The organism is Pseudomonas sp. Pseusp97, from assembly GCF_047304025.1.
Classification (GTDB): domain Bacteria; phylum Pseudomonadota; class Gammaproteobacteria; order Pseudomonadales; family Pseudomonadaceae; genus Pseudomonas.
Genome location: NZ_JBGLYK010000193.1, coordinates 1 through 11,336 on the forward strand (window position 1 = coordinate 1; position 11,336 = coordinate 11,336).

The window sequence follows — 11,336 nt, forward strand, 5'->3', positions numbered from 1 at the left end:
GGGGGGCGCGCCCCCCCCCCCCCACCTCGTGGGGGGGCCCCCCGGCGCCCCCCTCAACCCGGGGCCCCCCCCCCCCCCCCCGGGGGCCTAAACCCCCCCAGGGTTAACCCCCCCAAGGCTCATTGCATCGGCCGGCGGCAAGCGAGGGTTATTGCGGGGTTTCCTGCGGCGTCGGCGCGCTTTCCAGGCGGTTGCGCCCGGCGGCCTTGGCGCGGTACAGCGCGCGGTCGGCGGCTTCGATGAGGGCCTGCGGGCTGCTGTCGTTGCCGCCGGGCAGGGTGGCGATGCCGATGCTGGCGGTGATGCGGCCCTGCGGGCTGCCGGCGTGGGTGAGGTTGGCCTGCTGCAGGCGTTGCATGAACTGCTCGGCCACGGCGAGGGCGCCGTCCGCGCCGGTGTTGGGCAGGATCACCGCCAGTTCCTCGCCGCCATAGCGCGCGGCGAGGTCGGCAGGACGCCGCACGCTGTCGGCGAGGATGCGCCCGATGCGCCGCAGGCAGTCGTCGCCGGCCGGGTGGCCGTAGGTATCGTTGAAGCGTTTGAAATGGTCCACGTCGATCAGCAGCAGCCCCAGCGGGGTGTGTTCGCGATGAGCGCGGCGCAGCTCGGCAATCAGGTGGTCGTCGAAGCTGCGGCGGTTCTCCAGGCCCGTGAGCGGGTCGCGCGAGGCGAGCACTTCCAGCTGTCGGTTGGCCTTGAGCAGGTCTTCGCGGGCATCGCGCAGCAGGCGTTCGGTGCCGATGCGGCGCTGGATGGCGAGGATCAGCAGGCTGCCGATCACCACGATGACCATCAGCAGGCCGAAGGCGATGGCCACCGTGCGCAGGGCATCGGAGCGCCAGGCGGCGAGGGCTTCGTCCTTGCCCAGGGCGACCGAGGTCACCAGTGGGTAGCGTTCGTTCTTGCGGAAGGCGTAGATGCGCTCGATGCCGTCCAGCGAGGAGGCGAAGGTGGCGGTGCCGACGCTGGTGTTCTCCAGGTAGCGGGTGAAGATCGGCGAGCGTGACAGTACGCGGCCCATGTCGCTCTCGCGGAAGGGATAGCGCACCAGCACCTGGCCGTTGCTGGTGGCCATGCCGATGGCGCCGGTCTTGCCGATGTCGATCTTGCCGAACAGGCGCAGGAAATCCTGCACGCCAAGGGCGGCGACTATCACCCCGGCGAAGTTGCCCTGGGCGTCGTTGTAGCGGCGGCTGACGGTGATCACCCAGACGCCGGTGGCGCGGCTGTGGATCGGCTCGCCGATATAGGCCTCCAGCGAAGGATTATCGCGATGGTGGATGAAATAGGCCCGGTCGGCGCTGTTGGAGCCCGGCGGGAAGGGGCCGTTGGAGGTCATCAGCCAGTTGCCCTGGGCGTCGTAGATGCCGACGCCGTTGAGCTGGGCGAGCAGGTGCTGCTGTCGCTGCACCAGGTCGTTGAGTCGTTGCAGCTGGGGAGCGCCGCGGCCTTCGTGCTCCAGACGCTCGGCGAGGCCGAGCAGGAGCATGGAGCTCTGGGTGACTATGCCTTCGACGTAGGTATCCAGCGCCTGGGTGAGGTTGAGGTTGTGCGTGGTGGTCTCCGCCAGTGTGCGCTCGCGCGCCGACCACAGCTCCCAGGCGGTGGCGGCGGCCACGGCGAGGCTGATGATCGACAGCAGCAGAACGGCTAGGCGGATATCGCGTTTCACTCGGGCCTCATGGGTCGATCCTGATGGCGTTGCCACGCGCCGAGGGTTTGCCGGCAGGAATGCAGGGAGACGCTGGCCGCGCAGGGCGGGTTACGTGTCGTTCGTCAGACGCCTGGCATGCCGCTGAGTTGCACGCGGTTGCGACCTTTCTGCTTGGCGACGTACAGGTGCTGGTCGCAACGTGCGAGCAACTCGCGCGGTTCCCTCAGACCGTTCTCGCTGGCCATCGCCGCGCCCAGGCTGATGGTCAGGTGGCGCAGGCTGTCGGGCCGGTAAAGGTGTTCGATGCCCAGGCTCGCCACCTGCTCGCGCAGGCGTTCGGCCACGCAACTCAAGTCCTCGGCACTGGTCGCCTCCAGCAGGATGGCGAACTCCTCGCCGCCATAACGATAGACGTTGGCGCCGCCGCCGCGCAGTGTGCCGACCAGGCTCTCGGCCACCTGGCACAGGCAGCGGTCGCCAGCCTGATGGCCGTAGTGGTCGTTATAGGGCTTGAAGTAGTCGATGTCGGCCATCAGCAGGGCGAAGGGCCGGCCGTGGGCGCGCATCCCGTGCCAGCTCTCGTTGAGCTGCAGGTCCAGCGCGCGGCGGTTGCCAACGCCGGTGAGGCCATCGGTGGCGGCCAGTTCCTGCAGGCGCAGGTTGAGTGCGGCGAGTTCGGCGCGCTGGCGGCGCTCCTCGAGGTCGGCGAGGAAGGCCTGGCGCACACCCTTGATGTTGGTCCAGCTGATGAACAGGCTGAACAGCGCGATGGGCAGGTAGACCAGGGTGAAGATCAGCAGCGGCTTGGCGGCGCCATCGTGGATCAGCCAGACGTTGTAGAGAATGATCGCGGTGATGATCGCCGAGACCAGGGCGATGCCCTTGAAGGAATAGCGCACGCCGAGGTTGCCCAGCAGCACGAACACCACCGAGGCGTAGAGGAAGTAGGGTACGTCCGGCGAGGCGCTGCGCTTGAGCAGCTCGAACCAGGCGATGGTGGAGATGATGTCGTGCACCGGCATCAGCAGGTCCATGACCAGCACGCTGCGGCTGAAGCGGAACACCAGGAAGATGTTGAGCAGCCCGATCAGGCTCAGGCCGCCGCGCAGCAGCAGGGATTCCCTGGCCATGTCGGGGATCAGCAGCGCGTCGGCGAGCACGTACGAGTCGTAGGCGGCCATGGCGATGAAGTTGATCGCGAGCAGGAAGCGGCGGTAATGCTGGACCACGTACGCCTTGTAGGCATCCTGCAGGCGCGGTGGAATTCTTCCCTGGTACTGCCGGGGAGGAGCGTAGGGGAACTCGGGTCGGGTCATCGAGAGTGGGAGCCTGTGTCTGCCATCCGGGGCGAATGCTGGCCAAGGGCTAGAGTAGGGTGGTGGCACCGTTGCCGTCCAGCAGGGTGACGCACGGGTTGTGGGCTGATGGAGATTGGCTCTTTCAGAAGTGTGACTAATGGATCTTTATAGGGTGCCAATGCGGCGGCATGATGACCGTCATTACCTGTTGTCGAGGCTTTGCATGTACGTACCTGCGCATTTCGAGGAAACCCGTCCGGACGAACTGCACCGGCTGATCCGTGAGTATCCCCTGGGCATCCTGGTCACCGGCCATGATGGCCTGCTGGACGCCAACCACCTGCCGTTCGAGCTGGAGCTCGCAGGCGACAGGCCGCTGCTGCGCGCCCATGTCGCCCGCAACAACCCGGTCTGGCAGGAGGCCGACGGCGAGGAGGTGCTGGTGATCTTCCGCGGCGAGCATGCCTACGTCTCGCCCAACTGGTACCCGAGCAAGCACGAGGCGCATCGCCAGGTGCCCACCTGGAACTACCAGGTGGTGCACGTGCGCGGCCGTCTGAAAGTGATGGACGAGGAGCGCTTCGTGCGTGGCGTGGTCGGGCGCCTGACCCGCACCCACGAAGCCGGCGAGGAAAAACCCTGGAAGATGAGCGACTCCACCCCGGAGTTCATCAGCGGCATGCTGGCGAATATCGTCGGTATCGAGGTGGAGATCGGCGTGATCGTCGGCAAGTCCAAGCTCAGCCAGAACAAGGAAGAGCGGGATCGGCTGGGAGCCGCCGAGCGGCTGGAGCAGCTTGGCAGTTCGCAGTTGGCCGGAGCCATGGTCCGCTCGAAGTAGCCCGTACTGGTAGGAGCGAGCTTGCTCGCGAACAGCTTGGCGCCGGAGCTGCCGGGGGCGTTGGCGAGCAAGCTCGCTCCTGCAACGGAGGGCGCAGGTTGTGGCGTGGCGTCAGAGCCCGCCGAGCAGGTCGTGCGAGTCGAGCAGGCGCCAGGCTATTTCCGGGTTCTTGTCCATTCCCCGGCGGATCGCGGCGGGAATGGCCTGGCGGGTCTTGCGGCAGAGGCCGGGTTGCTCGTCGAATTCGAACTCGATGCCGCGCAGGGTGCGCACTTCGTTGAAGCCCGGAGCGATGTGCAGGCGGATGCCGAGCTGCTCGAAGAGCTTGTGCTGCATGCGCTGCAGGTCCGCCAGGTCCTTGAGGTTCTCCAGGCGATCGAGCAGCCGCTGCTCCTCATGCCGGGTCAGCAGCAGGATGCGCAGGTCAGCGTTAGGGGTTTCCAGCAGGCGTTCCCGGTCGCAGTTGCAGGCGCCGGGCGGGCATTGCTGGCGGAGCGGGGGAGTGGTGGGCATGTCCCGATCATAGCGGGGGATCGGGAATTGCGCAGGGGGCTCTTGCTCTTCGTAGGAGCGAGCTTGCTCGCGAACCGCCCAGCACCTTAGTCGCCGGGAAGTCCATTCGCGAGCAAGCTCGCTCCTACATGTTTCAATGCGCCGGCTTGCGAATGGTCTTGAGCAGGTCTTCCGGGCTGATCTGCCCGACGATGTTGTTCACGCCTTCGCTGCCCGGCTGTGGCAGGCCGAGGATGTGGCCCTTGATCTTGCCGATCACGTGCATCTCGCACGGCTTGCAGTCGAACTTCAGGGTCAGCACTTCGTCGCCGTGGATCAGCTGCATCGGCTGCACCTTGGTGCGCACGCCGGTGACGCCCTTGGCCTGTTTCGGGCACAGGTTGAAGGAGAAGCGCAGGCAGTGCTTGGTGATCATCACCGGTACTTCGCCGGTTTCCTCGTGAGCCTCGTAGGCGGCGTCGATCAGCTGCACGCCGTGGCGGTGGTAGAACGCGCGGGCTTTCTCGTTGTACACGTTGTAGAGGAAGGACAGGTGCGACTCCGGGTACACCGGCGGCGGGCTGGTCTCGGCCTTGCGGCCGCCGCGCGGGTGGGCCTGCACGCGGGCTTCGGTGAGCGCCTCGATGGCCTCGCGGCGCAGCGACTTGAGCTGCGAGTTGGGAATGAAGAGCGCCTGCGGGGCGTCCAGCTCGATCCGGTCGGCGTGGTACTGGGTGGTGCCCAGCTGGCCGAGCAGGTCGTGCAACTGGTCCAGCGCCTGTTCCGGCTTGTTGGCGGCGCCGAACGGGCCGTCCAGGGCGACGCTGGCGCTGACGCCTTCCTCGCTGGTGGCGGTCAGTTCCAGGCGTTCTTCACGCAGCTTGGCGACCCAAGACAGACCGACGCGACGCTCGGCGGAAGTCTTCTGCAGCGCCTGCTGCCAGTTGTGGTCGAGGTTGCGCGACAGCGGATGGTTCGGCCGCAGGCGGTAGAGGCCTTCGGGCATTTCGTTGGGCTCGACGCGGTAGCGGTAGCGCTTCTCGCCGTCTTCTTCGAATTCGCCCTTGGGCTCGGCGATGTTGGCGCGGAAGCCGACCACTTCCCGCTTCACCAGCACGTTGAGGCCGTCGCCGTTGGACAGCGGGTCCTTGGTCACCACCAGCAGGTCGCGCTTGCCGACTTTCTCCACGCTGCCCACCGGCAGTCCGGTGAAGGTCGGCGAGTCGAAGGCGCCGATGTCGATCTTGCGGTCGCTGACGAAGTAGTCGGTGCTGCCGCGGTGGAAGGTCTTGTCCGGGTCCGGCACGAAGAAGTGGTCGGTGCGGCCACTGGAGGCGCGGGCCAGGTCCGGGCGCTCGGCGAGGATGCCGTCCAGGCGCTGGCGGTAATAGGCGGTGATGTTCTTCACGTAGCCCATGTCCTTGTAGCGCCCTTCGATCTTGAAGGAGCGTACGCCGGCGTCCACCAGGGCACTGAGGTTGGCGCTCTGGTTGTTGTCCTTCATCGACAGCAGGTGCTTCTCGAAGGCCACCACGCGGCCCTGGTCATCCTTCAGGGTGTAGGGCAGGCGGCAGGCCTGGGAGCAGTCGCCCCGGTTGGCGCTGCGGCCGGTCTGGGCGTGGGAAATGTTGCACTGGCCGGAGAAGGCCACGCACAGCGCGCCGTGGATGAAGAACTCGATGGCGGCATCGGTCTCGTCGGCGATGGCGCGGATTTCCTGCAGGTTCAGCTCGCGAGCCAGCACCAGCTGGGAGAAGCCTGCCTGATCGAGGAACTTCGCCCGCTCCAGGGTGCGGATGTCGGTCTGGGTGCTGGCGTGCAGCTCGATGGGCGGAATGTCCAGCTCCATGATTCCCATGTCCTGCACGATCAGCGCATCGACACCGGCGTCATAGAGCTGGTGGATCAGCGCGCGCGCCGGCTCCAGCTCGTTGTCGTGGAGGATGGTGTTGATCGTGGTGAACACCCGCGCGTGGTAGCGGTGGGCGAACTCCACCAGCTGGGCGATATCGCTCACCTCGTTGCAGGCATTGTGCCGCGCGCCGAAGCTCGGGCCGCCGATGTAGACGGCGTCGGCGCCATGCAGGATGGCCTCGCGGGCGATGGACACATCGCGGGCAGGGCTGAGCAGTTCCAGATGGTGTTTGGGCAAGGACATGGTTTCTTCTTTATCAGGTTTGGCACGGGCAATCGCGCATTGTACCGGCCAAACGCCGCGCCGGCACCCGTGGCGTGCCGGGCGGCGTAGCCCCCGGTCGCCCGCGATACGCGGACAGCACCGCGCCAACCACCGCTCCGATCCCATCGGCTGACGCTTTGTAGGATGGCGTGGAGCGCAGCGATACCCATCAATCCGGCGCACCGGCAGCAGGGGTATCGCTGCGCTCCACCCATCCTACGTTTGTGCCTGCGCGGCCCTCCGGCAATTCTGCAACGCCCCTGAAGATGCCTTTGCAGAACTGCAAAGTGACCCTGCAACCCTGTCTATTCCGCGGTTTGCGGGCATGGATCAAGATTCGTTCGTCCTTTCGGAACACCTCCCCCCACTTTCAAGGAACCGAATCATGAACGCCAAGCAATCCCTGCTCGCCGCCTCCCTCGCCCTGGCCATCGGCAACGTCTTCGCCGCCGGCAATCCCACCGTCGAACACAATACCCAGGCCTTCCTCGAAGCCCTGGAAGCCGGCAAGGGCCAGCCGCTGGAAACCCTCTCGCCGAAAGACGCCCGTGCGGTGCTGACCGGCGCCCAGGCTTCGGTGAAGGTCGACCTCTCCGGCACCCAGGTCAGCGAGAAGACCGTGCAGACCGACGTCGGCCCGGTGAAGCTGACCGTCGTCCGCCCGGCCGGTGTGAAGGGCACGCTGCCGGTGTTCATGTTCTTCCACGGCGGCGGCTGGGTGCTGGGCGACTACCCGACCCACGCCCGCCTGATCCACGACCTGGTGGTGAACTCCGGCGCGGTGGCGGTCTACGTCGACTACACCCCGTCCCCCGAGGCGCATTACCCGGTGGCGATCAACCAGGCCTACGCCGCCACCCAATGGGTCGCCGAGCACGGCAAGGAGATCCACGTCGACGGCAAGCGCCTGGCCGTGGCCGGCAACAGTGTCGGCGGCAACATGGCCGCGGTGGTCGCGCTGATGGCCAAGGACAAGGGCACGCCCAAGCTGCGCTTCCAGGCCCTGCTGTGGCCGGTGACCGATGCCAGCTTCGAAACCGGCTCGTACAACCAGTTCGCCCAGGGACACTTCCTCACCAAGCCGATGATGCAGTGGTTCTGGGACAGCTACACCACCGACCCGAAACAGCGCGCCGAAATATACGCCTCGCCGCTGCGCGCCACCGTCGACCAGCTCAAGGGCTTGCCGCCGACCCTGATCCAGACCGCCGAATCCGACGTGCTGCGCGACGAGGGCGAAGCCTACGGTCGCAAACTCGACGCGGCTGGTGTGGCTGTCACTTCCGTGCGCTACAACGGAATGATCCATGACTACGGTCTGCTCAACGTGGTGAGCAAGGTGCCGGCGGTCCAGGCCGCCATGCGCCAGGCCGGCCAGGAACTGAAGGTTCACCTGCAGTAAGCCGCTACCTCCCTCGCCGTCGGGCGGGGGAGGCCACTTCTCTGGAGGCCTTTTTGGAGAGAATCCCGATGAGCCAGCCCACGCAGCAAGAATCCGTCACCCTGATCATCCGCCACCGCGCGCGCCCCGACAGCGTTGCCGCCTATGAAGCCATCCTGCGCGAGCTGACCCGCGCCGCCAGCGATTTCCCCGGCCACCTGGGCGTGGACGTGATGCGCCAGGGCGACCATTTCACCTCGGTCCTGCGCTTCGCCAGCGCCAACGAACTGCAGGCCTGGCTCGACTCGCCGCAGCGCCGTGAACTGATCGAACGCGCCAACCCGCACCTGATCGACGTCGAGCAGAAGGAACTGCACACCGCCCACGAATTCTGGTTCACCACCCCGGACAACCCGCAGAAGCAGCCGCCGCGCTGGAAGCAGGCGGCCATCTCCTACCTGGTGATCCTGCCGCTGGTGATGCTGGTGCCGCAGCTCTGGCGCCCGCTGTTCGCGCAGGTCCCACTCTTGGGTGGCTTCGTGCCCGCCAACATGCTCATCGTCGCGACCATCGTCCTGCTGGTGGTCTACGTTTTCATGCCACGGGCCACGCGCCTGTTCTCCGCCTGGCTCAATGCCCGCTGATCGAAAGAGGAACATCGCCATGTACGCCGACCTGATCCTGACCAACGGCCGCTTCCACACCGTCGACCGCGAGAAACCCCAGGCCACCGCCGTGGCCATAGCCGACGGCAAGTTCATCGCCGTGGGCACCGAAGCGGAGGCCATGGCCTTTCGCGCCGGGGCCACCCGCGTCATCGACCTCAAGGGGCGCACCGCGATCCCCGGCCTCAACGACTCGCACCTGCACCTGATCCGCGGCGGGCTGAACTACAACCTCGAACTGCGCTGGGAAGGCGTGCCGTCGCTGGCCGACGCCCTGCGCCTGCTCAAGGAGCAGGCCCTGCGCACGCCGTCGCCGCAATGGGTGCGCGTGGTCGGTGGCTGGAACGAATTCCAGTTCGCCGAGAAGCGCATGCCGACCATCGAGGAACTGAACCAGGCGGCGCCGGACACCCCCGTCTTCGTCCTGCACCTGTACGACCGCGCGCTGCTCAACCGCGCCGCATTGCGCGTCGTCGGCTACACCAAGGACACGCCGAACCCGCCCGGCGGCGAGATCGTCCGCGACAGCAAGGGCGAGCCGACCGGCATGCTGGTGGCCCGGCCCAACGCGATGATCCTCTACGCGACCCTGGCGAAAGGGCCGAAGCTGCCCTTCGACTACCAGGTCAATTCCACCCGCCAGTTCATGCGCGAGCTGAACCGCCTGGGCGTCACCAGCGCCATCGACGCCGGCGGCGGCTTCCAGAACTACCCGGACGATTACCAGGTGATCGAACAGCTGGAGAAAGACAACCAGCTCACCGTTCGCATCGCCTACAACCTGTTCACCCAGAAGCCCAAGGAAGAACTGGCCGATTTCAAGAACTGGACCAGCAGCGTCCAGTACGGCCAGGGCAGCGACTTCCTGCGGCACAACGGCGCCGGCGAGATGCTGGTGTTCTCCGCCGCCGACTTCGAGGACTTCCTCGAACCGCGCCCGGACCTGCCTGGCAGCATGGAAGCCGAACTCGAACCGGTGGTGCGCCACCTCGTTGAGCAGCGCTGGCCGTTCCGCCTGCACGCGACTTATGACGAATCCATCTCGCGGATGCTCGACGTGTTCGAGAAGGTCAATCTGGACATCCCCTTCAACGGGCTGCACTGGTTCTTCGACCACTGCGAAACCATCTCGCCGAAGAACATCGAGCGGGTGAGGGCACTGGGCGGCGGCATCGCCATCCAGGACCGCATGGCCTTCCAGGGCGAATACTTCGTCGACCGCTACGGCAAGCAGGCCGCCGAGGCGACCCCGCCGATCAAGCGCATGCTGGCTGAAGGTGTGCCCGTGGGCGCCGGCACCGATGCCACCCGTGTCTCCAGCTACAACCCGTGGACCTCGCTGTACTGGATGGTCAGCGGCAAGACCGTCGGCGGCATGGAGCTTTACCCCGAAGGGCTGTCCCGCGCCACCGCGCTGGAGCTGTACACCCACGGCAGCGCGTGGTTCTCCAACGAGCAGGGCAAGAAAGGGATGGTGAAGGTTGGGCAGATGGCCGACCTGGCGGTGCTCTCGGCGGACTATTTCAACGTGCAGGAGGAAGAGATCAAGGCCATCGAGTCGGTGCTGACCGTGGTCGACGGCCGCGTGGTGTTCGGCAGCGGCGACTTCGAGCGCCAGGCGCCGACCGCGATTCCGGTACTGCCGGACTGGTCCCCGGTGGCCAAGGTCCCTGGTCACTGGCGCCCGCAGGCTCCTTTGCAGAACGCCGTGCACCAGTGCGCTGGCTCCTGCGGCGTGCATGGCCACAGCCACGAACGCGCCCGCCAGTCGAGCGTGCCGGTGAGTGACTTCCAGGGCTTCTGGGGCGCTTTCGGCTGTTCCTGCTTCGCGTTCTAAAGCTGGCGCAGCGGCCAGGAGCTCTTCTGTAGGAGCGAGCTTGCTCGCGAACCCGCTTCATGCCGGATCGATCGGGTGCGGAGCCTTTCGCGAGCAAGCTCGCTCCTACAGGGATACTCGGTGCGCTTCTCGCGGAGTCGCGACGGGCAGCCAGCTCCCTGTTCGCGAATCAGCAAAGCCCGCCTGACCGAGTCTTTCCCGCTAGAACCCCACCAACTGCCCCACGGCCTGCGCCTGCGGGTCATCGCTGCGGCCCACCAGCGCGTAGGTGTAGCCGCCCTGGCTCCAATAGTGCGCCAACAGGCCGCCGAGCTCTTCCGTAGGAGCGAGCTTGCTCGCGAACCCGCTTCACGCCGGATCGATCGGGTGCGGAGCCTTTCGCGAGCAAGCTCGCTCCTACAGGGATACTCCGTGCGCTCCGTGCAGAATCATCGCGGCGGAAAGCCTCGTCTTTGCTCGCGAATCATAAAAAGCCTCTCTGACCGAGTCTTTCCCGCTAGAACCCCACCAACTGCCCCACGGCCTGCGCCTGCGGGTCATCGCTGCGGCTCACCAGCGCGTAGTTGTAGCCGCCCTGGCTCCAATAGCGCGCCAGCAGGTCGCCATCCGTGCGCTGCCCCTGCGGCAGCATCTCGTGGCGCGGGCCCGGCGGGCGGATGAAGAAGGTCAGGCGCCGCCCCTGGCCATCCTCGTAGATCACCAACGCCGCCGCGCCTTGTTCGGTCGCGAGCAACCGCGCCCCGACCGTCTTCAAGCCAACCTGCTCCAGTGCCGGTGGTGGCGGGGCGTCTTTCAGGTAGCGAGCCAGCCAACCACGCAAATCGCCGCCGTCGCGCAGGTCCAACCCCGTCTGGCCGGCATCGGCAAACAAGCGGTAAGCCTGCACCGCGTCCTGCATCGGCAGCATGCCGCGCATCATCGCATCGCCGCGCATCTGCCAGCCGCCCATGCCGCCGACGCCCAGCGCCACCAGCAGCGCTGCCGCCGTG

The 11,336-nt window shown here is 66.5% G+C and carries 9 protein-coding genes; 4 read left to right on the forward strand and 5 right to left on the reverse strand.

The annotated features are described in order from the left end of the window. Positions 1-148: 148 nt before the first annotated feature. Both ACCC94_RS23420 and ACCC94_RS23425 read right to left on the reverse strand, forming a co-directional pair. Positions 149-1,672: a diguanylate cyclase gene (locus ACCC94_RS23420; protein ID WP_413351984.1), complete on the reverse strand. Its 1,524-nt coding sequence runs from the start codon at positions 1,670-1,672 to the stop codon at positions 149-151. A gap of 104 nt (positions 1,673-1,776) precedes the next feature. Then, positions 1,777-2,970, reverse strand: coding sequence for a GGDEF domain-containing protein (locus ACCC94_RS23425; RefSeq protein WP_413351985.1), 1,194 nt, complete (start codon positions 2,968-2,970; stop codon positions 1,777-1,779). A 205-nt stretch (positions 2,971-3,175) separates the two neighbouring features. Here ACCC94_RS23425 and ACCC94_RS23430 point away from each other — a divergent pair, with 205 nt between their 5' ends. Further along, positions 3,176-3,793: an FMN-binding negative transcriptional regulator gene (locus ACCC94_RS23430; RefSeq protein WP_413351986.1), complete on the forward strand. Its 618-nt coding sequence runs from the start codon at positions 3,176-3,178 to the stop codon at positions 3,791-3,793. Positions 3,794-3,904: 111 nt separating this feature from the next. Here ACCC94_RS23430 and ACCC94_RS23435 read toward each other — a convergent pair whose 3' ends face one another. After that, the gene (locus ACCC94_RS23435) at positions 3,905-4,306 is read right to left on the reverse strand and encodes a hypothetical protein (RefSeq protein WP_413351987.1); all 402 of its coding nucleotides are present in this window, start codon (positions 4,304-4,306) and stop codon (positions 3,905-3,907) included. A 133-nt stretch (positions 4,307-4,439) separates the two neighbouring features. After that, on the reverse strand, positions 4,440-6,443 hold the full coding sequence (locus tag ACCC94_RS23440; protein WP_413351988.1) for a peptidase U32 family protein: 2,004 nt from the start codon (positions 6,441-6,443) through the stop codon (positions 4,440-4,442). Between the two features lie 406 nt (positions 6,444-6,849). On the opposite strand from ACCC94_RS23440, the gene ACCC94_RS23445 reads away from it, so the two are divergent. The 3 genes from ACCC94_RS23445 (at position 6,850) to ACCC94_RS23455 (ending at position 10,347) form a co-directional block, all read left to right on the forward strand. Further along, positions 6,850-7,866 carry an alpha/beta hydrolase gene (locus tag ACCC94_RS23445; RefSeq protein WP_413351989.1) on the forward strand — a complete coding sequence of 339 codons (1,017 nt, stop codon included), beginning with the start codon at positions 6,850-6,852 and terminating at the stop codon, positions 7,864-7,866. Positions 7,867-7,934: 68 nt separating this feature from the next. Continuing rightward, positions 7,935-8,489: an antibiotic biosynthesis monooxygenase gene (locus ACCC94_RS23450; RefSeq protein WP_413351990.1), complete on the forward strand. Its 555-nt coding sequence runs from the start codon at positions 7,935-7,937 to the stop codon at positions 8,487-8,489. A 19-nt stretch (positions 8,490-8,508) separates the two neighbouring features. Continuing rightward, the gene (locus ACCC94_RS23455) at positions 8,509-10,347 is read left to right on the forward strand and encodes an amidohydrolase (RefSeq protein WP_413351991.1); all 1,839 of its coding nucleotides are present in this window, start codon (positions 8,509-8,511) and stop codon (positions 10,345-10,347) included. A gap of 496 nt (positions 10,348-10,843) precedes the next feature. Here ACCC94_RS23455 and ACCC94_RS23460 read toward each other — a convergent pair. Beyond that, on the reverse strand, positions 10,844-11,336 hold a 493-nt coding region (locus ACCC94_RS23460), incomplete at its 5' end, for an anti-sigma factor family protein (protein ID WP_413351992.1).

What these genes read in the sequence shown, in the direction of transcription:
- ACCC94_RS23445 (WP_413351989.1), top strand. Translation starts at nt 6,850, where the DNA reads ATGAACGCCAAGCAATCCCTGCTCGCCGCCTCCCTCGCCCTGGCCATC.
- ACCC94_RS23425 (WP_413351985.1), bottom strand. Translation starts at nt 2,970, where the DNA reads ATGACCCGACCCGAGTTCCCCTACGCTCCTCCCCGGCAGTACCAGGGA.
- ACCC94_RS23435 (WP_413351987.1), bottom strand. Translation starts at nt 4,306, where the DNA reads ATGCCCACCACTCCCCCGCTCCGCCAGCAATGCCCGCCCGGCGCCTGC.
- ACCC94_RS23455 (WP_413351991.1), top strand. Translation starts at nt 8,509, where the DNA reads ATGTACGCCGACCTGATCCTGACCAACGGCCGCTTCCACACCGTCGAC.
- ACCC94_RS23450 (WP_413351990.1), top strand. Translation starts at nt 7,935, where the DNA reads ATGAGCCAGCCCACGCAGCAAGAATCCGTCACCCTGATCATCCGCCAC.
- ACCC94_RS23440 (WP_413351988.1), bottom strand. Translation starts at nt 6,443, where the DNA reads ATGTCCTTGCCCAAACACCATCTGGAACTGCTCAGCCCTGCCCGCGAT.
- ACCC94_RS23430 (WP_413351986.1), top strand. Translation starts at nt 3,176, where the DNA reads ATGTACGTACCTGCGCATTTCGAGGAAACCCGTCCGGACGAACTGCAC.